Raw genomic sequence first — 26216 nt, 5'->3', positions numbered from 1 at the left:
AGATACAAATTTACTATTTGATTGAGTAAAAGTGCAGCAATGGCGTAAGACGCTTCGCGAAATCAAATAATTAGCGAGCAACGATTATTAGCTTTTTGGGTTAGGAACTTCCGTTAATACAATTATGACGGCTTCCTGATTAAGAACGCTGAATTTTTAATCTAAAAATCAGGTTCACCGAATACTGCGCGTCTCTATACGAACGACTGCCGGGAGGCAGGCGGTTTTGTAAAAATCACGAGGCCATCGGTTTACAATAGCTCCCTTTTTCGCTGCTCTATTATTGAAAGAAAAATAATGAGTAAGTAACAATATGAAAAGAATGCTAATAAACGCGACTCAACAGGAAGAGTTGCGTGTTGCCCTTGTTGACGGGCAACGACTCTATGATTTGGATATCGAAAGTCCAGGTCATGAGCAAAAAAAGGCAAATATTTACAAAGGTAAAATCACTCGTATTGAACCTAGTCTAGAAGCTGCTTTTGTTGATTACGGTGCTGAAAGACACGGTTTCCTTCCCATCAAAGAGATCGCTCGCGAATACTTCCCAAGCAACTATCACTCCCAAGGTCGTCCTAATATTAAAGATGTTCTCAAGGAAGGCCAAGAAGTGATCGTTCAAGTTGATAAAGAAGAGCGTGGCAACAAAGGTGCCGCACTCACTACCTTTATTAGCCTAGCTGGAAGCTACTTGGTTTTAATGCCAAATAACCCACGTGCTGGCGGTATTTCTCGTCGTATTGAAGGTGAAGATCGTACGGAATTAAAAGAAGCGTTGTCTTCGCTCGAAATTCCAGATGGTATGGGTTTGATTGTCCGTACCGCAGGTGTTGGCAAATCAGCGGAGTCTTTACAACAGGATTTGTTGTATCGTCTACGTCACTGGGAAGCCATCAAAAAAGCGGCTGAAAACCGTCCGGCTCCTTTCTTAATCCACCAAGAAAGTAATGTGATTGTACGAGCATTCCGTGATTATCTGCGTCCTGATATTGGTGAAATCCTGATTGATAACCCAAAAGTTGTCGAGATGGCGCGTAACCATATTGAAGCCATTGGCCGTGGCGATTTTGCCAGCAAAATCAAATATTATAGCGGTGATGTTCCGCTGTTTAGCCACTATCAGATCGAATCACAAATCGAATCTGCGTTCCAACGTGAAGTTCGTCTTCCTTCAGGGGGCGCTTTGGTTATTGATACCACAGAGGCTCTCACCGCTATTGATATTAACTCCTCACGCTCTACTCGTGGCGGTGATATCGAAGAAACTGCATTTAATACTAACCTTGAAGCGGCAGATGAAATTGCACGTCAATTACGCCTCCGTGACCTTGGTGGTCTCATTGTTATTGACTTTATCGACATGACGCCAGTTAGGCATCAACGTGAAGTCGAAAACCGTTTACGTGAAGCTGTTCGTCAAGATCGTGCGCGTATTCAAATCGCACGTATTTCACGTTTCGGCCTATTAGAAATGTCCCGTCAGCGTTTAAGCCCATCTTTGGGTGAATCTAGCCACCATGTCTGCCCTCGTTGTTCGGGAACCGGAACCATTCGTGATAATGAGTCTTTATCGCTATCTGTACTTCGTTTAATTGAAGAAGAAGCACTGAAAGAAAATACTCATGAAGTTCATGCGATTGTCCCTGTACAAATCGCTTCTTATCTACTCAACGAAAAACGTAAAGCCGTAAGTGAAATTGAGACTCGTCAGCGAAATGTTCGTGTGGTTATCGTACCAAACGACCAAATGCAGACCCCTCACTTCCACGTGATCCGTATTCGTAAAGGTGAAGAAGTTAACACTCTGAGTTACAACCTTGCGCAATACCACGAAACCGAAACATTAAATGGTACAGAAGACGCTGCTGCTGAACGCAAAATGCCTGAGCAGCCGGCTATTTCTGCATTTGCTTTACAAGAACCTGTAGAGCAAACAGCAGTGGCTAAGCCAAAAGAGAGCAAAACACGTCCTGAGCCAGCAAAACAAACGGCTAAAGTCGATGCTCAACCGGGTTTATTCAGCAAACTCGCTGCGTTCTTTAAAAAGATATTCGGTGAAGAAGAGAAAGTTGCCGAAAAACCTGTCGAGAAAAACCGTCAGAACTCGGGTAACGATAAACGTCGTCATAATGAACGCCGCAACAATCGCCGTAATAATCGCCGTGATCGTGATGAAAACAGCGATAACCGCGAAAATCGTTCTAACCGTAATGCTCAAGCAGACGATAATAACAATCGTAAAGGCCGTAACAATAAAAATTCCGGTCAACAAGAAGAGCAAACTGTTGATAATGCTAGCCGCGAAGCTCAACAACAACAGCGTCGTGAGCAACGTGCTGAACGTCGTCGTCGTCAAGATGAGAAACGCCAACAACAGGCCGCTAAAGCTCAACAAGATGCGACTCAAGATACCGATACCACCGCTACTGAGAAAGAAGAAGCTCAACCGCGCCCAGTCACACCGCGCCGTCAGCGTCGTCAGTTAACTCAGAAGGTACGTATCACTGATACCGTAGACATTGTTGAACAAAACGAAGATCCGACCAAGGCTGAAGTCGTTACCCAAAACAGTGCTAAAACGGTTGCAGCATTACCGGCACCAGTACACATCGCTGAGCAAGATATCGAACTTGTTGACGTTAACGAGGAGCATTCACAAGATAACCAAGGCAATGAGGAAGAGAAGCAAGACACGATCATTCCTCGTCGCTCACGTCGTTCACCACGTCACTTGCGTGTCAGTGGTCAACGTCGCCGTCGTTATCGTGATGAGCGCCATTTAACTAAATCACCAATGCCGCTGTTCGCCGCTGTTGCTTCTCCTGAGCTGGCTTCAGGTAAAGTGTGTATCAGTTACCCGCTTGTTCAACCACAGCAAGAATCCATGGCGATCATCACCAATGAAGAAATGCTTGAACAACAAGGTGTTTTAGCCGTAGCAACGGTTGAGGCAGCGGAAGCGATTTCTTCTTCAGCGACTCAATCCTCGCAAGAAGTTACTGAGGTCGTCACTGTTGAGCAAACGCAAAAAACAGACGTCGAAGAAGCTGAGATTGTTGCTGAATCAACCGATTCACAAGTCATGACGCTTGAACCTGCAAGTGCTCCGCAAGCGGAACCGGTTATCGCTGTACATACCGAACAGCCTGCTCAGTCAGCTCAAGAAACTGTTCAATCACAAGTCGTGAGTGATGAAAAACAACCTGCGGTTGAATCTACGACTATTGTAGAAGAAGTGATTGAAAATACCGTTATTGAACAAGCTCAACCTGTTGCGGATACAGAAGAAACACGGGTCATACAACCACAGTCTATGGCTGTTGAGGTTGAACAAGTTTCAACTGAAGCCGTGGAAGCACCTGTTATCGCAGAAAAAGTATCAAAACCTGCTGTGATAGTCACTAACAAGGCTATCCGCCACGCAACCTCGCCAATGATGAAAGCGCCTGCGCCTGAAGTCGTTGAATCTTCATTCGAGATTAAAGTTTACCAACGTGAAGCATCAACTTTTGTTGGTAAAGGTGCTGGTGGCCACGTGGCAACTAACCATGCAACATCTGGAATGGCAAAACCCGCAAGTTTTGAATAACCCTTCTCTTTACGACAAAAAGCCCTGCTAATTGCAGGGCTTTTTTTATTTGTAGATAAATATTAATGCATTGTTAATAATACCAACCTAAACCATCACATTCCTATTTAATGAATATTACCGCAAGGAAAATGACATGGCTCATTGGGTAATTTTTGGTGCGACAAAAGGTATTGGTCTGTTATTAGCAAAATGGGGCGTAGCTCAGGGTCACCGCGTTTCCGTCTTAGTTCGTCATCAAGTAGATGCTGAAACATTAGCAGCAGCAGGCATGCAAGCCTTTATTGGTGATGCCACTGATATCGCCTCTTTAGAGTCTCTTTTCGCTGACACAACAACCGATAGCATTATTTTTACTACGATAGGCGGTGGCCAAGCCGATTTTTACGGTAACTACAATATCATCCGCAAGGCAGAACAATCTCAGATAAGTCGTTTATTACTTGTCACGTCAATCGGTTGTGGTGACAGTTGGTCAACCTTATCCCCTAGAGCAAAATCACTTTTTGGTCAGTCAGTTCGCCAAAAAACCATGGCTGAATCTTATTTAAAAACAAGTGAGATAAACTACACTATCTTAAGACCGGGTGGCTTAATGAATACAGCAGCGACTTATAACGCCAAGCTAGTCAAAGGCGAAGCTCATGGTGTTGTCAGTCGAGAAGATGTGGCGATGTTACTCGCAAATCTTGTGGATGATAAACATAGCTACCAGCAAGTATATGCGGTTATTGACCCCGATTTGCAGCCGAATTGGCGCTAAGGCCAATATCAAATGAGCCGAGTTAAACTCGGCTCTCATACGGTATTATTTGACGTCTTTTTTATTCAGCTCGCCCATCTCTTTGAGTTTATTCGAGATCTCACGGCGTTCTTTAGAAAGCTCTGCGTTTTTAATAATATAGTCGTCAACGCGGTCATCGTAGTCACTGCGCATATTCGCAATAATGGCTTGAATTTCCTCAATCGTCATACCTGGCTTAATATAGTCACTCAGGTTATCAAGCAATAAAACACGTTTTTGGTTATCACGAATTTTCTTTTCATTATCCGTAATTTCACGGCGAATTTTATTTTTACGACGATACATACGCACAAATTCCAACACATTTTGGAAAGACGGCTTGCTAGCGTTGTCCATGTTTAAAAACCCTCTGTTAGAAAAACAAAACGCATTTATTTCTATACCCTAAATAATTCGAGTGATATGTCAGCAACACATAAGGCTATTCGATGAACATCGATCATATTCGCTATTCCAACCCACTGGATATTGCTAGCTAACATACAACTAAAACTACGATAGATATAACACAATACCTTCTAACAGCCTTATGTGACAACCCTATTTCACATATTCATTGATATAAAAACAGAGAAAATGGCATTTTTACTCAATGAATGCTATCAATAGGCTGAATTGTTTCAGTTAAACCTTTTGCGTTAATGTTTCCGAATGGTTTTCTTGTAAATTGACAGTTTGCTCAACAGGCTCCATTTTGTCGCTACGTAAACAGAAGACAGACAATATGGTTGTCATTACCACAAAGCCACCCATGATTAAGTAAGTCTCCGCAAAACCAATTTTATCATAGCCCCACCCGGCTAATGGCGACAGAATACTGGCAACAATTGAGGTGATACAACTAAATCCAACTAAATACAGGGTAGAAGATAGACGTTTATCAAAATGGCGGCTGTTATATTTAAAAATGGCGATCAATAATATCGGTAACTCAACAGCATGTAGGAGTTTCATAATAGAAATCATAAGCGGGCCTTCAACGAGTCCGGAACCAATGATTCTTAACGCCATGACACTACTCGCAAACAACAAACCATTTTTAGCACCTATACGATTAACAATATATGGCGCAAGAAACATTCCCCCAGCCTCTAAGAAAACCTGTAATGAATTCAGATAGCCATACATTTCATTACCGGTTTTTTCGTCTTGGAACTGATGCGCAAAATAAACCATAAATTGCTGATCATAAACACTATAAATACAAGTACCCAGCACAAATAGAATCAGCGCCCAAAACCGTGGAAGGACAAATAATTGCAAGGCATCGTTGATAGTAATATTTGAAGGCTTACCATGTTCTAAATCGTTAAATGCATTGGCTTTTGCGGTTTTTAGCCTTAAAAGAATAACGAAGAAACATCCACCGGAAACCATGGCCATAATAAAATTATAGTTAGGATCGATATTAATATTGCGCCCAGCAAAAAATGTGGCAACAGCCCATCCTAATGACCCCCACATCCTTGCTTTGCCATACTCAAAATCGCGCAGTCGGCTGATACGCTCAGTATAAGACTCGAGTACGCCAATCCCTGCATGAAAAGTCATACCAATAAATAACCCACCAACCAAACTGCCAACGACCACATTCCATTGTAGTAATTGACCAAATACCATAAAAAATGGTCCAGATGATATTAATAATACGGCAATGAATAGCAGTAAATTTTTGCGTAAGCCGAGTTTATCTTGTAAGAAGCCATAAAGAGGTTGGGCACAAAGTGCAACTATTGAAATACAAGAAAAAATTATTCCTGTATCTGTGCCTTCTAAACCCACATATTTTCGAAGCCAAATAGCAACAACAGAAAATGTGGATGACCAAGTAAAGAAGAAAAAAAACAGCAGCGCACTCAATGAAGCATAATATTTTTTCGATTCACTATTCATTAAAATTTTGCCTACACGTTCCCTTAATTAACTAAAATGTTAAGGTTAACATTCTTAATAGACTACTGATTCACCGTTATATTGTGATGTTAAGCACAAATGTTAACGTTAACAATTATGTTTTGTGAAATAGATCACTAAAACTAGCTGAATGATTTACACCTAACGGTGGCATTGCTTTTATTATGGTTCCGATATGTTAGAGAATATCAAGGAAAACGCAGGCGATACTATCCCTAGCCCTCATTTGAGGGCTCGTGTTATCTAGATTTGGCTATTAAGGTAGTTGACGGCATCATCAAGGATACTTTTGCGAGCCGGGTTATCTTCTTCTTTTGCATCATTTTTCAATTTATCTACGATACTCTGTTTAGTCACTCCATCGCTAGCCAGCAGCCCCAATGTGACTCGACCTATTTCAGCTAAAATTAAGCGCGTTCTTTCATCATATGTATTCATCATACGTTCCTTTTTTGTCTATGATCTTAAAAATAATAGATCAAAAAAACCGCATTTACGCATATTTTTACGCTGATTTACCGACTTTTTAAATTTCCAAAAACAAATTTTTATTATTAATTTCATTTGAAATCAAAAAGATAAATAAAAATAAAGCGTCGATAACTGAGATATAAATTAAAAGTTAATACAGTGATTAACATTCTCTGATTTGCAGAGCCGACGATAGCTTAGGTTCAGGTTTTGTCACGTATCAGGTATGATAGGCCATAAAATATTTGTGTAGTGTGAAGTTACAGTGTTCCTTCTGAGCAGTATTGTGACATACCGCTTTTAGCGTATATTTTCTGTAGATAGCCATCACAAATTATTTTCATCGCTAAAATAGCAATAAGGCTAACGGAGAATCACGTTGCAAGATACTAAAAAACAGCCTACATTTTTTATTCATGACTATGAAACCTTTGGCAAGCACCCTGCACTTGATCGCCCAGCACAATTTGCGGGTGTAAGAACAGATCTCGATTTCAACATCATTGATGAGCCAGAAGTCTTCTATTGCGCCCCATCTGATGATTATCTCCCCCAACCTGAAGCTGTGATGATCACAGGTATTACTCCGCAAATAGCATTAGCCCAAGGGGTTAATGAAGCTGAGTTTGCGAAACGTATTCATCATCAATTTAGCCAGCCGAACACCTGTATCATGGGCTACAACAATATTCGTTTTGACGATGAAGTCACTCGTCATATTTTTTATCGTAATTTTTACGACCCTTACGCCTATAGCTGGCAACAAAATAACTCACGCTGGGATTTATTGGATACATTGCGTGCTTGCTTCGCACTTCGTCCAGAAGGCATTAATTGGCCTGAAAATGAGGATGGACTGCCGAGTATGCGTCTTGAACACCTTACTAAAGCTAATGGTGTTGCCCATGAAAATGCTCATGATGCTATGTCTGACGTTCTAGCAACAATCAATATGGCTAAGCGACTCAAAGCAGCGCAACCGAGAATGTTTGATTATTTCTATCAATTGAGAAATAAAAACAAAGTTAGCCAATTAATTGATATTGTCGAAATGACTCCATTAGTGCATGTTTCCGGTATGTTTGGCGCATTACGTTCTTATGTTAGCCTTGTCGCACCGTTAGCATGGCACCCTGATAATCGTAATGCGGTTATTATGTGTGATTTATCCGCTGATATTTCACCACTCATCAATTTAACTGTCGATCAGCTTCGTGAACGCCTGTATACGCCAAAAAGTGAATTAGGTGATGCATTACCCGTGCCGATAAAGCTAGTGCATATCAATAAGTGCCCAATACTTGCTCCCGCTAAAACGTTGCGTAACGAAGATGCCGAGCGAACAGGCATTGATCGTGACATCTGTTTCCGTAACTTAGAAATCTTACGCAAACATCCTGACATCCGTAATAAGGTCATTGAAATTTTTGCTCAAGCTCAACCATTCGATGAACCTGACGATGTCGATGCTAAGCTTTATAGTGGTTTCTTTAGTAGTGCTGACCGCGCTACCATGGAAATCATTCGAAAAACATCGCCACAAAACCTACCAGCCCTTGATCTAACCTTTGAAGATCCACGGATGAAAGCGTTATTCTTTCGCTATAAAGCACGTAATTATCCAAGCATTCTCTCATATGAAGAGCAACAACGCTGGTTGCAGCACCGCAGGGAGTACTTTACCGAAAGCCGGTTAATGGAATACATGCAATCCATTGAATTATTGATGGTAGAACACCAAGAGGATGTTGAACGCTGTAAGCAATTAAAAGCGCTCGTCAATTACGCCGCTGATTTAGCAAGCTAATAATAGTTGGGCAGGTTACCTGCCCAACTAATCAATAACGCTCAGTTAGTGGTCATGTGGGCAGCCACAATCCCCTTCCCAATGTTTGCGTTTCGTGGTCTTACCTAAACCAGGATTCATGGTATTAGTCGGATCCGCTTGTTTATAAAATGATTTCAGCTGAGGCTGAGCTTTATATAAATGACCGACATTATGCTCAGCTGGATATTGCGCCCCGCGCTCATCTAACAAGGCCAACATTTTTTCTTTTAACTCTTTAGGGTCAACCCCTTTTTTCAATACATAATCTTGGTGCATGACATGACACATAAAGTGGCCACAGTACAGTTTATGCACTAACAATTTCTCAATTTCTGGTGGTAATTTTTCAAACCAATCACGATCATTTCGACGTAAAGCAATATCCAATGGTAATACATCTTCTACGTCTTTATTATGAACCGCATGGTAACGCACAGCAGAGCCAGCCGCAGCAAAACGATGTAAAAACGCTTTTGCTCCTTCTTCTGCCGTACATTCGAAATAATCGCCATCCGCCGTTGCAAAGAATGATTTTAACCACACCTTCGCTTCTTCAATCCCGTCGCCTGCCATTTTCAGCATTAAATGGTGCTCATATTTATCGCGGAATTGTTTCATACGAGGTGGTAAATGAGATGGCCATAGCTTGCTTAGCGCTTGCATTGTACGGTCTACCAGATTGGATGGTAACAATGGCACTTTATTCAAGACCGCATCAATGCGCCCTTTGATGGTAAAAAAGAGCGGCATTTTATCTGTACCAAACTTATCTATCATCAAGAAAGTATCTTTACCGTAAACTTCGGCAATATCAAAGCAGCCACGGTGCATATATTCACCCGCAACAGGCAAGTTTTTAAATTCACTCAAAATATGGCGTCGAATATCTTCAAGTACGTCTGGGTTATTGGAGCCAATATAAAATACCTGTGTTGAGGTATCCGCGGGGAAAGTATCAAGACGCACAGCAAAAACAGCTAATTTACCGGCACAACCCGACGCTTCAAATAAACGTCGTTCATCCGCATTAAATCGTGATGGTGTATCCGCATCAACATCACGCACTCGTTCTGCATATTCGTGATCTGAAGCCAGTTTTTCACTCAGTTCGATATCTTCTGTGCGGTAACGTCGATTTTGCAAATTCGTTAATATTTCTTCTGGTGTCTCACCTAAATGAATACCTAGATGATTAATTAATTCAACATTACCTTCCTCGTTGACACGGGCATACAGCGCTAACTCGGTATAGGCTGGCCCCCGACGTACTAATGAACCTCCGGAGCTATTACAAATCCCTCCAACAACAGAAGCACCAATACAGGATGACCCAATCAGTGAATGTGGCTCACGACCTAATGGTTTTAATAATTTCTCAAGGTCATATAACGTACTTCCAGGCATAGCAACGACTTGGTTAAACTCAGGTAATACTTGAATCTGATTTAATTTTAGTGTGCTGATAATGACAATATCACGGTCATAATCGTAACCGCTGGGGGTTGAACCTTCGGTCAAGCCTGTATTAGCTGCTTGCATAATGACAATTTTGTCAGCTTCAACACAGGCTTTGAAGACATACCATTGTTCTAATAAGGTTGTCGGAAAGACGACTGCAATAGCATCACCGAAACCCGAGCGAAAACCTTTACGATAACGTTCCGTTTTGTGCGGTTCAGTCAGGATATTTTTTTTACCTACAATATTTTTCAATGTAAGCAATAATCGTTGATTTTCAGGGCTGTTTACTGCATTCATTTCTACGCCTTCTTGTCAGGATGATTATCAATAAATTGTGAATAGCTTGTCATGTTATAGTGATCTACTCACCATACCACATTATGAAAAGTTTTAGTTTGGGATATTAATGCAGTTTTACGATTAGTTGTTGAATAAATTTGCGGGAAAGACAGATAAGTGCATTGATTTATACATAAAAAAAACAGCGCTTAACAGCGCTGTTTTTTATTCTATTGACTCAATTAATAATCACTCATTTGAGGCATTGGTCGACGGAACATACGCGTCAAGATAGCCATATAAACTAGGCCTACCGCGGTCCAAATTAAGCCATATACCATTGAATCTTCTTCGATATTTAACCAGAGTACACATACCGTTAGTGTACCAATAACAGGTAATATCAAATAATTTAGAATGTTTTTAATTCCATTGATACGGCGTTCACGAATAAAGAACTGGCTGATCACGGAGATATTCACAAAGGTAAAGGCAATCAATGCACCAAAGTTAATCAATGCCGTGGCGAAATCCATCTCAAACCAGATAGCGCCGAGTGCGAGCACCCCAACCATCAGGACGTTATAAGAAGGTGTACGCCATTTTGGACTTACATGACCAAAAATTTTCTCAGGGAATACACCATCACGCCCCATAACGTACATCAAGCGAGCACTACCTGCATGAGCTGCCATTCCTGAAGCCAATACTGTAACACATGAGAAAACCAAAATGATTGACTGGAAAAATGCGCCAGCAACAAATCTCATAATATCAGGCTGAGTTTCATTAATGTTCTTAAAGCGTGAAACATCAGGGAAAAACTGCTGCAAGAAAAATGATACTGTAATGAATATAATCCCACCGATTAATGCGGTTAAGAAAATAGCGCGCGGGATCACTTTACCTGCATTTGGCGTTTCTTCTGATAGCGAACTTAATCCATCAAAACCTAAGAATGAGAAACAGAGTATCGTTGCTCCTGCAATCAAAGGGATAAGTTCGGTATGCTCATCAGCAAATGGACGGAAGGTCCACACCTCTCCCGTCCCTTCACCGTTAGATACACCATGAATAACGATAAAGGTAAAGACAACCATTACCCCTACTTGAATAATTGCGATCACGGTACTTAGGTTTGCAATAACGTTGATGCCACGTAAGTTAGCCGCTGTCATTAAAATGACTAATCCCACAACAAAAATAGCAGGTTCAACGGTTGGGAAGATGTCTTGTAAATAAATCTTCGCTAATAATATGTTGATCATTGGCATAAAGATGTAAGACAGCAACGAGGTCCATCCTACCAGAAAGCCAATATGTGGGCTCATTGATTTTTGAGCATAAGTATACGCTGAGCCAGCAGATGGAAAACGTTTGACCAGTTTACCGTAGCTCAGCGCAGTAAATAGTATCGCAGCAAGTGCAATAATATAGGAAGTCGGGACGTGACCACCGGTTTTATCCGATACCATGCCAAATGTATCGAAAATCGTCATTGGCTGAATATAAGCAAGACCAATCATCACCACTTGTAATAAGGTGAGTGTTTTTGCTAGTTCAACACGGTTGTTGGCACCTGTTTGGTTGCTACCGATGGATAATGGCGTTGAATTATTTGGCATGATAAAGCCCTCCCATAACTTTCGATTGAGTATTATTTGACCTACTTAATCGACAGTTACTGGGAAGACTTTGCATCTGCCTATAGGCAGAAAAGAACGATGAAAGGTTGAATGGTGAAGTTGCGAAGCAACCAACTGCTCCGTAGTCATCAATGCGGCAACCACGGCCACCAGGCCCTGCTGCGAATGCGAAAAAGTAAGCCATGCAAGCATTCCTCAAATCGGTAGCATATTTTCTTTGCTACACGTAAAAATATAAATTTATCTATCCGGCCTATTATCCGGCCCCGCGAAATAGTTCGAACTTAACAAGCAAAAAAAAACCGATACCAGAATTAAGGTATCAGTCATTTTTTTAGTTCGCGCATTTTGCACTTCACTTGCTGAAATAGCAATAGCTATTGTAAAAAAACGGCCAATATTTAATGAGAATTTTTGATAAATTCCCAGATTTTGCTGCATGCGCTAATAACTTAGTTTTTTCTATAAAAATTAGCGATTAAAAGGCATTTTTTATGTGCATTTATCCTAAAAACAATAAGGCCTTCTTAATCAAGATAAGAAGGCCTCAATCAGTCAATTACGGTATCGATTAGAAGTTATAGTTAATACCAATATTGTAACGACGACCTTCTAATTCAGCACCATAGTTTGTCGAATCAATACGACGGTCAAGAATGTTATAAACACCACCAACAATGTTTGCATTCTTATTCAACTTATAGCTTGCGCCTAAATCAAACAGTGCATAGGATGCTGTACCGTTATTCATGCTTTCACCACGGCCTTGGTAATCAGACGTTTTACCGCGAAAATTCATACGAGTCCACGTTTGCAACTCTTCTGTGGTATCCCATGTTAACGTCGCATTCCCCATATGTTTAGGTTGTTTGTTTAACGGCTTACCTTTATTGACACCACTTTTTTGCTCTGTATCAGTGTAAGTATAGTTTGCAGCAAAGGCTAAATTATCCAGAATTCCCCAGTTGAATGTTAATTCAACACCACGCATTCTTGCCTTATCCACGTTTGCACGATCGCTAACAAAACGATATGGTTTACCATTATCACCAATACCATCATCTAATGTACAGTCTCTGATATTCGGATTGCTATTATCACAACGTCTCACTTCTGTAATTTTATCTTTGAAATCTGTATTATAGATCGTGATTCCGGCGGTAATATTGTCTTGGTTATTCCAAATAACCCCGATCTCTTCTGTAACACTTTTCTCCGGTTTCAAATTCGGGTTACCGTAAATAACCGCGTTACCTGCGCGTCCACCCGTTGATTGTCCCCATTCTGCGGAAGATTGGCGTAAGTCAGGTGCTTTATAACCAGTAGACACACCACCTTTGATGGTCCATTGGTCATCTGCATGCCAAACACCGTAAAGACGAGGAGTCCAATGAGAACCATAGTTTTCATCTTTATCCATACGGATCCCGCCAGTTAATGCAAAGTCATTAGTCATTAACCATTCATCTTCTGCAAACAGTGCCCAGCTATAGCGGTCAAGTTTGTTTAGTGCAAATTTATTATCACCTGCTTCTAATTTTTCTTTACGGTATTGACCGCCTAAACTTAAGCTGTGATCACCTATTAAGAATACACTTTGATTACGTATGACGAGATCATCAAATTTCATCTTACGAGTTGGGTTTTTAGTTTCATCGTATTGAATATAAGTATCAGTGTTAGCTAGGTCATAAACCCCTGTATGAGTTAATGCTGTATGGGTCATCTCATATTTACTAAAGCTGCTACTGTCACCTTCTTTATACGTATAGCCTTCACGATAATCCCTATGCTGACTATCTTTTTTGAAATCCAAATCAAAGGTATTCTTTTCATCTGGTGTTAATGAAAGTGTTCCACCGCCACTTGCAATGATTTGACGACCGAAACCATCAATAATTTTATCTTCACCACGATGTGAATATTGGCCGTTAAGTTTCACGCCTAATAATCCATCAATCAGTGGACCAGAAGTATAGAAACTGCCTTGTCCTGTATTTCCTGAATCTCTACGTTCAGTAATTGTCGTATCTGCACGTAAACTTGTCGTCCACTCTTGCTGCACACGGCGAGTGATAATGTTAATGACCCCGCCCATCGCATCTGAACCATAAAGAGAAGACATAGGACCACGAACAACTTCGATACGTTCAATAGCAGGCAGTGGTGGCAACCAACCTTGCTCAATACCAGACCCATCACTATTTGGTCGAGTTGTACGCGTATCAACACGCTTACCGTCAATCAAAATCATCGTATACTTAGCATCCATACCACGGATACTAATATCGGAGCTACTACCACCACCAGTTACAAGAACACCAGGAACATCTTTCAGTGCATCCGTGACATCACGGTAAGCTTTATTTTCAAGTTGCTCACGAGTCACCACTGAAATCGATGCAGGCGCATCTTCGATTTTCTGTTGGAAACCAGATGCGGTGGTCACCATGATGGTATCCTTGCTATCATCCGCAAATGCAGGTGCTGCTGTAATTGCTGCGATAATACTCATTGCAATTTTTCTTTTATTAAAAACTACCATTCCCAACTCTCCAAGAGATAATTTTGATTTGAATTTATTGATATGACATCAGCTCAATATTCAGGTATATAACCTTATACTTACTGTTATTATTTTTTTGATTATTAGATAATATCAATTACCTATAGAAAATTTACGGTTATTACTGTTTTTCATAAATTTTCTATAATTAATGACTATTCCAAAATATCATCTTACTTGTCTATAAGATGCCTATTGATATTATTTAATAGACATCTTTAAGACTTATAAAATTAACTCGCTAATTTCTCAACTAACCCATCAATAAGGACTTGTGGCACACCTTGCGAACAACGCTCTATACGACCACGCACGCCATAGACATCGGCTAAGCTGCTTGGCGTAATGACGTCCTCAGGTTCTCCTTGAGCAATTAACTTACCTTTTTTTAGCATTAAAACATGCTCAGCGTGTCTTAAGGCTATATTAATATCATGCACCACTACCACCGTAATAATATTACGTCGTTTTGTTTCTTTCGCGACTAAATCCATTACATGATATTGATAATTTAAATCTAATGCACTTAATGGCTCATCTAATAACAATAAATTAGGCTGACGAATTAATGATTGTGCCAAACCCACTAATTGTTTTTGCCCACCAGATAATTGGTCTAAATAACTTAATGCTAAATGTTCAATACCTAATTGGCGTAATAAACGCATCACTTCATCTTTACTATTTTCATTACTGAGTCCGCCTGACGCTCTTTGAGCAACAATCACTGACTCTAAAACATAAAGATGTACTCCAGCAGGCAGGCTTTGTGGTAAATACACCACATTTTGAGCTCGCTGAGCAAAATTCTGTTTTGTTAAATCCACCCCATCTAACAATAACTGTCCCGTTGATTTATTTAATCCGGCCAACGAACGTAATAAGGTTGATTTACCGCTGCCATTCGGCCCTAACAGCACCGTTATTTTGCCTCTAGGTAAAGCATGTGTGCTCAACCCTTCAATCACAGGATTTTTCGGATAACCTGCATTAAATTGATCAATAATCAGGCCATCTGTCATGACACGTTACCTCTATGACGCAAAATAATACTAAGGAAGAACGGAACACCAACCAATGACGTGACAATTCCAACTGGAATAATGACACCCGGTATAATATTTTTAGATGCAATAGACGCCATTGATAAAACTAATGCACCGATCAATGCACTTGCCGGCAAATAGAAACGATGGTCTTCACCAAACATGAGTCTTGCAATATGTGGAGCGACCAAACCGATAAAGGCAATCGGCCCAACAAATGCCACGGCTAAAGCAGACAGAATACTGATACGAAGTAACGTGGTTAAACGTAAACGACGTACATCAATACCAAAGCTGATTGCGCGATCTTCCCCGAGTCTTAACGCTGTCAGTTTCCACGAGCTCATCATCGCTATAGGGAAAATCAATGCGAAGACTAATGCCATTACACCCAGTTTTACCCATGTCGCTTTGGATAAACTTCCCATTGTCCAAAACACTAGGCCTTGCAGCGTATCTTCTGTCGCAATGAATTGCATCATGGATACGAGTGCGTTAAACGTGAATACCAGTGCAATACCAAATAACACAACACCTGACGTTGCAACACGCGTCCAGCGGGTCACGGCATCCAGCATCAATGCAGCCAACAACGCAAAAATAAACGCGTTGGCAGAAATGACCCATTGATCAGGTACACCTGGGATAGCAATACCTGAAACAATAGCTAATGCCGCACCAAATGCCGCAGCATTTGACACCCCCAGTGTAAATGGACTGGCTAATGGGTTATTCAAGATGGTTTGCATTTCAGCCCCTGCAAGGCCAAGTGACATACCAATAACCACAGCCATCAGAGCATATGGCAGGCGAATATCCCACACAATCACTCTTGTACCTGCTTCAACAGATTCCGGAGAGATAAGCGTCTGCCAAAGTTTTTCTAAGGATAAACCTGATGGACCTAAGGTAAAATCAATAACCAGCGACAATAAAATTGCAGCGATGATAACGGCTATCCATGCAATTCGACGTCGTAACATGTGTTGATAATGTTGTTTTACACCATTATCACTTTCTTGAACTGACTGCTTAACAGTTGACATTGTCTCGGTAGTAAGACTCATTATTATAATTACCTAAAAAATTTTACTTCTCACTGACCCAATAAACGCCTGACGGCTCAACGGCAAGGAATTGACGATGCAATTCATTTAACGTTTTTTGTGGATCAAGTTCAGCGAACTGTTCTGGATAAAACCATTTCGCAAACACCTGAGTCGCTAGCACGTTATAGGGTGAGTTATAGTAGTTATGCCAAATCGCATAATCTTTACCGTCTTTCACGGCAGATAATGAGCTAATCCCCTTGCGTTCAGTAATTTTTTTCAGGCTTGCTTTCGCTTCTTCGATGGTGCCTTGTGCACCTAACTGCACGCCAACATCCTGACTTCCCGGTGCTTTAGCACCTGTTGCAATATAGATTTGAGGATCTACCGCAATAATTTTTTCAAGATTCATGTTACCCAAAGCCCCCGGTAACACCTCTTTAGCAATATTCTTACCACCCGCTAGATCAATAAAATTGCCCATATTTCCATTGCCTGCGGTTCCACAACAGTCTTCAAACGCACCTGCTCGTAGATCAATAAATACCGTTGGTTTTTTATCTTCAGGGATCTTACTGGTGATATCAGTCACTAACTTTTGATTTTTTTCATAAAAATCAGCGAATTTCTCTGCTGTTTGCTCGCGATTTAATGCTTTCCCAAGCATGCGGATACTTGGCAAGGTATTTTGTAATGGGTTATCCCTAAAATCGACAAAAACAACAGGCACCCCCGCTTTTTCAAGCTGGTTCACCAATTCACTATTTTTACCGGGACCATGACCAGATAGACCAAAAATGGCAATGTCAGGGTTAAGTGTTAAGACTTTTTCAGCACTGACGCTGTCTGCACTTGTATTGCCAATCAGGGGGATATTATCGATTTGAGGAAATTTTGCTTTATAGGTCGCGTAAGTTTGTGGGTCAAGTTTACGTAAGTCACCTTGCCAACCAACGATTCTATCAAGGGGTTTGTCACCTTCAAGTAAGGCTATCGCACTCAATAAACGGCCTTCACCAAGTAAGATGCGATTCACATTGTCAGGAACTTCAACAGTCCGCCCAGCAACATCTGTCACTGTTGCTGACAGAGAATGGAAGCTAACACTCAACATTGAGCTTGCAAATAAAGCTAACCCCATTCCCTTCCCTAACGATTTCATCATCAACTTCACAACGTACCTCTTTATCCCCATTTTTTGTGCCATAACAATAAAGCAAATAAGAATACTTATCAATACGATTGCCAATTTAATTCCATATTGGTATTGAAGTGTGATCTTACACGAACTTTTTGTTAATTAATTGAAAATTAATATTTTCATTTATGAAATAAGAATAAAAAGGACCAAATATTGACTCTATCACCCAAGCACTTAGTGACAATTGGGCAACCCTACTTTCAGTGCCATTAGGCTAAACACCTCTTCCTTGTGCTATCCAAACGACGATGGCTTGTTACTCATTTCACGACCCGTCGTAAGTCAGTCATAAGAACGCGCGTTTTCTTACACCTCAAAAAATGACCATTTGATATCGCTTCTCAAGCTCATAAAAAAAGAGCCAACCTATAACTAGGTTAGCTCTTTCTTTGGCTGCCAACGCAATCTTAATTATTTATTCAAATTTTCGCGATAGCTTGGGAAATCCATGTCTTTATAGCGAATGAATGAGGTTTTCTTGACAATCTTATAACCAAACCAAATTGCTAAGAATAATGGAATACCGATATACGTCGCGGTCACCCCTACCCAATCAATCTTATCTTCTAAAAATGCTTGATAGTTTTGCCCTAACGTAATGATTAAGCAAAGTACGAAAGCAAAAATAGGTCCAATTGGGAAGAAGCCTGAACGGTAAGGCAAATCCTTGAGATCTTTACCTTGCGCAATATAACCTTTACGGAAACGATAATGGCTAATCGCGATCCCCAACCAAGCAATAAATCCTGTCATACCGGAAGTATTCAACAACCACAAATAGACGGTTTGGTTACCAAACATGGAACTTAAGAAACACAAACCAGCAATCACCGTTGTCGCAACTAGGGCATAACGTGGCACGCCGCCTTTTGAAAGGCGAGCAAAAATACGTGGCGCTTTTCCTTCACGCGCTAAGGTATACAGCATACGCGTCGATGCATACATCCCTGAGTTACCCGCCGATAATACCGCGGTCAAAATAACGGCGTTCATTACCGCTGCTGCCGATAGTAACCCTGCATTCTCAAAGACCAATGTGAACGGGCTGACACTAATATCTTTAACATCATTACGCAGTAAGTTTGGATCAGTATAAGGGATAATCAAACTAATGATTAAAATCGCAAAGATATAGAATAGAAGGATACGCCAGAAAACTTTACGCACCGCTTTAGGGATATTTTTCGCGGGATCTTGTGACTCACCTGCTGCAATACCGATCAATTCCGTTCCTTGGAACGAGAAGCCGACGATCATTGCAACACCAATCATCGCAGAGAATCCCCCCGCAAAAGGAGCGTCACCAATTTCCCAATTGTGCCACCCTGCATTTTCAGCGCCGCTCATGATGCCAAAAATCATCAGCACACCAACAACAATGAAAATAATAACCGTGGTAACTTTAATTAAAGAGAACCAATATTCTGCCTCACCGAATCCTTTTACTGAGATATAGTTCAGCAAGAAGATAATGGTTAAGAAGATTGCACTCCAAATCCAACCTGGGGTGTCTGGGAACCAATAGGTCATCACAAGTTGCGCAGCAACTAAGTCAACGGCAATGGTGACAGCCCAGTTATACCAATAGTTCCAGCCTAATGCGAAACCAAATCCTTCATCGACATACTTAGCGCCATAGGTTGCAAAAGAGCCTGAGACTGGCATATAAGCCGCAAGTTCTCCTAAACTGGTCATCAAGAAATAGACCATTAAACCAATAATCGCATAAGAAAGAAGTGCCCCGCCGGGGCCAGCTTGTGCGACGGTCGCACCAGATGCAACGAAAAGGCCTGTACCAATCGAACCACCGATAGCGATCATTGCTAGGTGGCGGGCTTTTAACTCGCGGCGTAATTTTTGAGGTCCGCTACTTTGTACCGTAGTGGTATGTTGTTCTGACATCTGTTCCCTGTATTTCTTTATTTAATCAATATTAAGAGAATTCTAGCAAAACATCCTGTCAGAACTAAGTAACTCTTAGCTGTTATAAGATACCTTCATAATCCACACAGAATTATTAGTAAAACACTTATACTGAATGAAGGTAATCTTTGTTCAAATAGTCATCGCATTTGGCATAACACTGATATAAACCCTATATTTTTATATAATATTCAATATGTTATTTGCAATATGCCAATAGATTTTTTATCGCGTTCGATAAATGTTTCTGACGGTGATAAATCAAATACAGTGTACGTTGCAATTGCAGATCGGCAACTTGTAGCTCAACTAAAGAACCATTTGCCAGTTGTTCATCGATAACACGCCTTGATAAACAGCTAATTCCCATACCAAAACGCACGGCATGCTTAATCGCTTCGGAATTTCCGAGTTCCATGAAAATATGAAAACCAGGGAGATGAGCAAACAAAAGCTGGTCAAGGACATCACGCGTTCCAGAACCCCGTTCACGCAATACCCAAGGGGCATCACGCAACTCTTTTAATGTTAACGGTTTGCCAGCTAAAGCGTTATTTGGTGCAGCAAAGATAACTAGCTCATCTTTTAGCCATGGCTCTGTGATTAATTCTGGGCTATGGCATACCCCTTCAATTAACCCGACATCGGCACGAAATTCCATTACCGATTTGATAACTTCTTCCGTGTTACTAATGTTCAGCTCGAGTGGGATGGTGGGGTGATCATGACGATACTCTGCCAACAAAGGCGGTAGCATATAGTTGCCGATAGTGGTACTGGCGGCAAGGCGCACAGCCCCCATCTCTTTTTTAAAGAGTTGCTCAACTTCAAGGGCTTGTTCAAGTAATGCTAGCGCTTTTGGATACAATAACCGCCCATGCTCATTCGTTACAAGACGTTTACCAACACGATCAAAAAGTTGCACTCCGAGTTGCCCTTCCAGATCAGTTAAAGAAGCACTCACTGCTGATTGTGACAAAGCGAGTAACTGAGATGCCTGCGTGGTGGAGCCACTTTTCAGTACTTCCGTAAATACTTCGAGTTGCCTAAGTGTTATTCGCATACAGGTAGCTCCCACATTGTTCACTTGAGTTTGTAATAATATTGTTAATATTAATGATTTATTACCAACTTACCAGAAGAAACTTATAACCTGTTTTTTAGATTGATTATATACAAACAATCAATTTAAATTATTAAAAGTTTTGTTATATGCTTATTCCAAAATTATCTATACCCATAATTAGCAGCTTTTGTTAATGGGTATCAGTAGTAACAAAAGGTAAAGTTATGGATAAAAGCAATACAAAAACATTAGTACAGAGCACAAGTCATCCCGCTCTCAAGCTAATTCCAGGTGTTATTTTAGCGGGGATCTTAACCGCTCTTTCGATGTATCTTGGTGAACAGCAATGGTTTATTGATGTGGGTTTAGGGGCGCTAACTCTCGCAATCCTCTTAGGTATTATTGTGGGTAACACCGTTTACCCTGTGATGAGTGCGCGTTGTGATAACGGTATAAAGTTTGCCAAACACTATTTTTTACGAGCCGGTATCATACTGTATGGCTTTCGCTTAACTTTTCAACAAATCACCGATGTGGGTGCCACAGGGCTACTCATTGATGCTTTAACGCTTACCTCCACTTTCCTCTTGGCTTTCTGGTTAGGTAAAAAAGTCTTTGGGCTCGATGATGAAACGACCTTTTTAATCGGTGCGGGTAGTAGTATCTGCGGGGCTGCGGCGGTAATGGCGACAGAGCCTGTCGTAAAGGCTTCTGCGAGTAAAGTTGCCGTTGCAGTGTCTACCGTGGTCATTTTCGGTACTATTGCGATTTTTGTATACCCATGGCTTTATCAGCTTAACGCACATTTCGGTTGGTTTACCCAAACACAAGATACTTTTGGCATTTATGTAGGCTCAACAGTCCATGAAGTCGCTCAAGTGGTTGCTATCGGCCATACTATCGGTCCTGATGCTGAAAATGCTTCCGTCATTACAAAAATGATTCGTGTCATGATGTTAGCGCCTTTCTTAATTCTTTTATCCGCCTATTTAAGCCGTCGTTCAATCGTCACTAACAGTGAAAATACACAAAAAAGCAAAATTACTATTCCTTGGTTTGCGGTGATTTTTATCTTAGTGGCTGCATTTAATTCCTTTGATTTATTACCTACAGTCATCGTGAAACACATTATTACTTTAGATACTGTATTATTAGCAATGGCAATGGTAGCACTCGGCCTCACCACACACGTTAGCGCAATACGTCAAGCAGGTATTAAACCTTTATTAATGGCGCTGATCCTATTTGCATGGTTGATTGTTGGTGGCGTCATCATCAACGCGATTATCCAAATGATACTTTAATTACCTTCCCAGCTCTTCTCTAAAGGCCGCTATTTATGCGGCCTTGTTTGTTCATTTCATTTATTCCCCTATTAATGGCATACTTCCTTAAAAAAGGAGTCAATAATGAAATATATTGGAGCACATGTCAGCGCCTCCGGAGGTGTTGATCAAGCCGTCATTCGCGCCCATGAAATTAACGCCACGGCATTTGCGTTATTCACAAAGAATCAGCGCCAGTGGAAAGCCCCTCCACTGACCGAAGAAATCATTGAAAAGTTTAAAGCTAACTGCACCAAATATGGCTATGGTAAGCATCAAATCTTACCTCATGACAGTTACTTAATTAATCTAGGTCATCCAGAAGTCGAAGCCTTAGAAAAATCACGCGCTGCCTTTATTGATGAAATGCAACGCTGTGAGCAGTTGGGCATTGATTTACTCAATTTTCACCCAGGTAGCCATCTCAAAAAAATTGAAGTTGATGATTGTTTGGCACGTATTGCGGAATCCATCAACATCGCATTAAATGAAACGCAAGGTGTTATCGCTGTTATTGAAAACACCGCGGGCCAAGGCTCAAATTTAGGTTATCGGTTTGAGCATTTAGCAAAAATTATTGAAGATGTGGATGATAAAAGCCGCGTTGGCGTTTGTATTGACACTTGCCATGCCTTTGCCGCTGGTTACGACTTACGTACGGAAGACGCTTGCGAAGACACCTTTCAACAGTTTTCAGACATTGTCGGGTTTCAATACCTTAAAGGCATGCATCTCAATGATGCAAAAAGTGAATTTGCCAGCCGAGTCGATCGCCACCACAGTTTAGGTGAAGGCAACATTGGCTATACCCCTTTTAGTTATATTATGAAAGACCCACGTTTTGATGGCATTCCTCTGATTTTGGAAACCATTAATCCTGATATTTGGCCTCAAGAGATTGCGTGGTTGAAGTCACAGCAAAACTAATCAATAGAATCAAGGCGGTAAGTTTCCTTAACCGCCTTGAAATTATGCATCTTGTAATGGGGTTATTTACAAAGACTCCATTTCAATTTTTGCCATCATATCCGCAAGTTTATTACGATTTTTTAAGCCAACATCCGGTTGTGAGACCGATAGTGCTGAAATTGCCGTTGCCATACGGAGTGTGTGTGCGCTCGACTCACCATTTAACAATCCATACGCTAGGCCCGCTACCATCGAGTCACCAGCACCAACGGTACTGACAACTTCACAATGTGGTGGCTTAGCCAACCAAGAGCCTGAGGCATTGACCCATAACGCGCCTTCTTCACCTAACGATATCACCACATGAGAGATGCCTTTATCGCGAAGTTCATGTGCCGCTTCAATGACATCTTTCAGATCGGGTAACTTGCGCCCAACCCACATTTCCAATTCATGGCGATTGGGTTTAACTAACCATGGCGATGCTTTCAAACCCGCTTTTAATGCTTCACGGCTGCTATCAAAAATAATACACGGGCACAATTGACGCAGTCGGCTCATCCAGCGAGTGAATTCCTCAGCTTCAATACCATTCGGTAAGCTTCCACTGACCACCACCATATCAAAATGGCCTAACCAATTGAGTGATTCCGTTGAGAAACGATTCCAGTCTTCTTTACTAACATCAAAACCAGAAAAATTAAAATCGGTCGATTCACCGTTATTTTCCGTCAATTTAACGTTAATTCTTGTCCTACCTGGCACCATATGAAAACGGTTTGCCATTCCGTTATCACTGAAAAAATGTTGGAACTCTTCTTGGTTATCTTTTCCCATAAAACCACTTACGGTGATATCGATTCCAAGGTCTCGTAAAACTTTTGCGACGTTAACCCCTTTGCCTCCTGCATTGAGGCTAGCTGTTTTCACTAAGTTGACTTCACCGACTTCGATTGATGGGCACAGCCCAACAAGATCATAAGCAGGATTTAATGTAATTGTAGCAACCCGGCGAGTCATAACCTCGAATCTCCCTTATCGTTATTGTCGTATACATGCTAACCATAGTTATACCATTAAAACACAATGGCTTCAGTGATATTTGTAGTTTTTCCTGATTGTTTTTCTAGACTAAACTGGCAATATTAGCCGGCTTAAAATAAAGAATATAAGGAGAACTCATGTCTATTGTTGATGGTGTTGTCGTTGGTGTGGGAGTCATTATCACGAATCAACAAGGCCAAATTTTAATGGGGAAACGCAGCAGCCAACACGCACCGTACTGGTCTATTTTCGGTGGGCACGTCGATGCGGGTGAATCATTCGAGGCATGTGCTATTCGTGAAATAAAAGAGGAAATTGGTATTGATATTACTACCCCAACTGTTTTTGGTATTAGTAATAATGTGAATACCTATCAACAGGAAGGCAAGCATACCGTTTCTATTTGTATGCATGTTGAATACAACGGTGACGTAGAGCCGCAAATTATGGAGGCTGATAAGTGTGAAAGCCTAATGTGGGTTGCGCCTAATGAGTTGCCTGAACCACACTTTGAAGCTAGCCGCAATGCTATCGACCTATGGTTGAACCAACAATTTTATCACCATCCCGCTTAAGGCTTCCTTTTGTGCAAATGGCATTGCGTCATTTGTACAATAATCATCCAACTCATTATAATTACTCTTAATTTTTTACATTTGTCCGTTAATTATTATTTACATCAACACACACCGCCTGTATCATTAAGCTAGTACAAAGAAACATTAATCGGGAGTTCCCATGTCTGTTGATACAACAAAAACAATCAAACAGCCCTCCATCTTAGGTGGCGCAATGATTATCGCGGGTACAGCCGTTGGCGCTGGTATGTTTTCAATCCCCATGGTGACCTCTGGTGTTTGGTTTACAGGCTCTATCGTGCTTTTAATCTATACCTTTGTTTGCATGCTGCTTTCAGGGTTAATGATTTTAGAAGCCAATATGAATTACCCTGCTGGTGCCAGCTTTCATACTATGGTCAAAGATTTATTAGGACCGATATGGAACTCACTTAATGGTCTATCCATTACTTTCGTGCTGTATATTTTGACTTATGCTTATATATCCGCGGGAAGCTCCATTATTTCTGAGAACTTATCTAGTTACATGGCGGTTCCTCAAGCCGTTTCTGGGTTGTTCTTTGCGCTTCTGGTCGCTTTCTTTGTTTGGTTATCGACACGTGCCGTTGACCGTTTAAGCACGATTTTAATCGGCGGTATGGTCATCACCTTTGTGATGTCTATTGGTGGCATGGTCACAACAGCATCCCCTTCAATTCTACTCAACCAAGTCGATCAAGGTAATGCCCACTATTTACCGTATGCACTCGCTGCATTACCTTACTTATTAACGTCATTTGGTTATCACGGTAATGTTCCAGGTCTAGTTAAGTATTACAATAAAGATAGTCGTTCTGTTGTACGTAGTCTTGTGTATGGCGCTATTATTACTGTTGCGATTTATATCCTGTGGCAGTATGCGGTTCAAGGTAACATCCCACGCTCCGCGTTTATTCAAATTCGTGAAGAAGGCAATAACATTGGTGCATTATTGAAACAAATGAATGCATCGACGAATAGCGATTTCATTTCCCAATTTTTGACGCTATTTTCCTATATGGCATTGGCAAGTTCATTTTTAGGTGTATCACTTGGTTTATTTGATTTTATTGCTGACTTCTTTAAATTTAATGACAGCAAACAAGGTCGCTTTAAATCTGCCCTAATCACATTTTTGCCACCAACTGTCTTTGCACTCGTTTTCCCTAATGGTTTTATCTACGCGATTGGTTTTGCTGGTCTTGCCGCAACAATTTGGGCTGTCATCGTACCTGCATTAATGGCTAAAGCGAGTCGTAAACGTTTTCCAAACAACAGCTATCAGGCTCCTGGTGGTATCAGTATTATTCTGTTTGTCATTCTATTCGGTGTCATTAATGCTGTAGCACACATACTTTCCTTATTTGGGTTACTCCCAGTCTATTAATTGAACATCCCTCCCCAGCTAAGTCACTGGGGAGATTTTTTTGCTGAAAAATGTGTTTACTATCTTGCCTAATCGCCTATCTGCGAGTAATTTTGTCGCACTCTTTTATGA

The 26216-nt window shown here is 41.0% G+C and carries 20 protein-coding genes; 7 read left to right on the top strand and 13 right to left on the bottom strand.

The window, feature by feature from the left end; genetic code table 11:
* Positions 1 to 313 precede the first annotated feature (313 nt).
* Both rne and ACWPW6_RS08295 read left to right on the top strand, forming a co-directional pair.
* A complete protein-coding gene (gene rne / locus ACWPW6_RS08300; protein ID WP_163861351.1) occupies positions 314 to 3589 on the top strand; it encodes a ribonuclease E in 3276 nt (1091 codons plus the stop codon).
* Between the two features lie 136 nt (positions 3590 to 3725).
* Complete coding sequence (locus ACWPW6_RS08295; protein ID WP_154624454.1) at positions 3726 to 4352, top strand: NAD(P)H-binding protein; 627 nt, start codon at positions 3726 to 3728, stop codon at positions 4350 to 4352.
* Between the two features lie 45 nt (positions 4353 to 4397).
* On the opposite strand, the gene tmaR is transcribed toward ACWPW6_RS08295, so the two are convergent.
* The 3 genes from tmaR to ACWPW6_RS08280 all read right to left on the bottom strand — a co-directional run bounded on the left by tmaR (position 4398) and on the right by ACWPW6_RS08280 (position 6749).
* On the bottom strand, positions 4398 to 4730 hold the full coding sequence (gene tmaR, locus ACWPW6_RS08290) for a PTS system regulator TmaR (RefSeq protein WP_154624455.1): 333 nt from the start codon (positions 4728 to 4730) through the stop codon (positions 4398 to 4400).
* A 288-nt stretch (positions 4731 to 5018) separates the two neighbouring features.
* On the bottom strand, positions 5019 to 6287 hold the full coding sequence (locus ACWPW6_RS08285; protein WP_250000384.1) for an MFS transporter: 1269 nt from the start codon (positions 6285 to 6287) through the stop codon (positions 5019 to 5021).
* Between the two features lie 264 nt (positions 6288 to 6551).
* Positions 6552 to 6749, bottom strand: coding sequence for a hypothetical protein (locus ACWPW6_RS08280; RefSeq protein WP_272682917.1), 198 nt, complete (start codon positions 6747 to 6749; stop codon positions 6552 to 6554).
* A 409-nt stretch (positions 6750 to 7158) separates the two neighbouring features.
* On the opposite strand from ACWPW6_RS08280, the gene sbcB reads away from it, so the two are divergent.
* Positions 7159 to 8586, top strand: a complete 1428-nt coding sequence (gene sbcB / locus ACWPW6_RS08275) for an exodeoxyribonuclease I (RefSeq protein WP_154624457.1) — start codon at positions 7159 to 7161, stop codon at positions 8584 to 8586.
* A 45-nt stretch (positions 8587 to 8631) separates the two neighbouring features.
* On the opposite strand, the gene dld is transcribed toward sbcB, so the two are convergent.
* The 9 genes from dld to yieE all read right to left on the bottom strand — a co-directional run bounded on the left by dld (position 8632) and on the right by yieE (position 20841).
* Positions 8632 to 10365 carry a D-lactate dehydrogenase gene (dld, locus tag ACWPW6_RS08270; protein ID WP_154624458.1) on the bottom strand — a complete coding sequence of 578 codons (1734 nt, stop codon included), beginning with the start codon at positions 10363 to 10365 and terminating at the stop codon, positions 8632 to 8634.
* Between the two features lie 224 nt (positions 10366 to 10589).
* The gene (locus ACWPW6_RS08265; protein WP_154624459.1) at positions 10590 to 11972 is read right to left on the bottom strand and encodes an APC family permease; all 1383 of its coding nucleotides are present in this window, start codon (positions 11970 to 11972) and stop codon (positions 10590 to 10592) included.
* Entirely contained in the window at positions 11962 to 12177 is a 216-nt protein-coding gene (locus tag ACWPW6_RS08260; protein WP_154624460.1) for a hypothetical protein, read from the bottom strand. The genes ACWPW6_RS08265 and ACWPW6_RS08260 overlap by 11 nt, the downstream gene beginning before the upstream one ends.
* 387 nt (positions 12178 to 12564) lie before the next feature.
* On the bottom strand, positions 12565 to 14538 hold the full coding sequence (locus ACWPW6_RS08255; protein WP_163861347.1) for a ligand-gated channel protein: 1974 nt from the start codon (positions 14536 to 14538) through the stop codon (positions 12565 to 12567).
* Between the two features lie 254 nt (positions 14539 to 14792).
* Positions 14793 to 15581, bottom strand: coding sequence for an ABC transporter ATP-binding protein (locus ACWPW6_RS08250; RefSeq protein ID WP_154621899.1), 789 nt, complete (start codon positions 15579 to 15581; stop codon positions 14793 to 14795).
* Positions 15578 to 16672: a FecCD family ABC transporter permease gene (locus ACWPW6_RS08245; protein ID WP_154621898.1), complete on the bottom strand. Its 1095-nt coding sequence runs from the start codon at positions 16670 to 16672 to the stop codon at positions 15578 to 15580. The genes ACWPW6_RS08250 and ACWPW6_RS08245 overlap by 4 nt, the downstream gene beginning before the upstream one ends.
* A 22-nt stretch (positions 16673 to 16694) precedes the next feature.
* Entirely contained in the window at positions 16695 to 17795 is a 1101-nt protein-coding gene (locus ACWPW6_RS08240; protein ID WP_230085770.1) for an ABC transporter substrate-binding protein, read from the bottom strand.
* A gap of 471 nt (positions 17796 to 18266) precedes the next feature.
* Positions 18267 to 19757, bottom strand: coding sequence for an amino acid permease (locus tag ACWPW6_RS08235; RefSeq protein ID WP_154624241.1), 1491 nt, complete (start codon positions 19755 to 19757; stop codon positions 18267 to 18269).
* A gap of 220 nt (positions 19758 to 19977) precedes the next feature.
* Positions 19978 to 20841, bottom strand: a complete 864-nt coding sequence (gene yieE, locus ACWPW6_RS08230; protein WP_154624863.1) for a DNA-binding transcriptional regulator YeiE — start codon at positions 20839 to 20841, stop codon at positions 19978 to 19980.
* A 227-nt stretch (positions 20842 to 21068) separates the two neighbouring features.
* Here yieE and ACWPW6_RS08225 point away from each other — a divergent pair, with 227 nt between their 5' ends.
* Together ACWPW6_RS08225 and nfo are read left to right on the top strand one after the other, a co-directional pair.
* A complete protein-coding gene (locus ACWPW6_RS08225; RefSeq protein ID WP_250000380.1) occupies positions 21069 to 22148 on the top strand; it encodes a YeiH family protein in 1080 nt (359 codons plus the stop codon).
* Positions 22149 to 22253: 105 nt separating this feature from the next.
* Positions 22254 to 23096, top strand: coding sequence for a deoxyribonuclease IV (gene nfo, locus ACWPW6_RS08220; RefSeq protein ID WP_154624865.1), 843 nt, complete (start codon positions 22254 to 22256; stop codon positions 23094 to 23096).
* A gap of 66 nt (positions 23097 to 23162) precedes the next feature.
* On the opposite strand, the gene fruK is transcribed toward nfo, so the two are convergent.
* The gene (gene fruK, locus ACWPW6_RS08215) at positions 23163 to 24098 is read right to left on the bottom strand and encodes a 1-phosphofructokinase (RefSeq protein ID WP_154624866.1); all 936 of its coding nucleotides are present in this window, start codon (positions 24096 to 24098) and stop codon (positions 23163 to 23165) included.
* 161 nt (positions 24099 to 24259) lie between these two features.
* Here fruK and ACWPW6_RS08210 point away from each other — a divergent pair, with 161 nt between their 5' ends.
* Together ACWPW6_RS08210 and mtr are read left to right on the top strand one after the other, a co-directional pair.
* Entirely contained in the window at positions 24260 to 24697 is a 438-nt protein-coding gene (locus tag ACWPW6_RS08210) for a nucleotide triphosphate diphosphatase NUDT15 (RefSeq protein ID WP_163861334.1), read from the top strand.
* A 163-nt stretch (positions 24698 to 24860) separates the two neighbouring features.
* The gene (gene mtr / locus ACWPW6_RS08205; RefSeq protein ID WP_154624868.1) at positions 24861 to 26105 is read left to right on the top strand and encodes a tryptophan permease; all 1245 of its coding nucleotides are present in this window, start codon (positions 24861 to 24863) and stop codon (positions 26103 to 26105) included.
* Positions 26106 to 26216 lie beyond the last annotated feature (111 nt).

The organism is Providencia sp. Marseille-Q8014, from assembly GCF_965112055.1.
The sequence above is the reverse complement of the archived record's forward strand: the minus strand, read 5'-3'. Positions and strand labels throughout refer to the sequence as shown.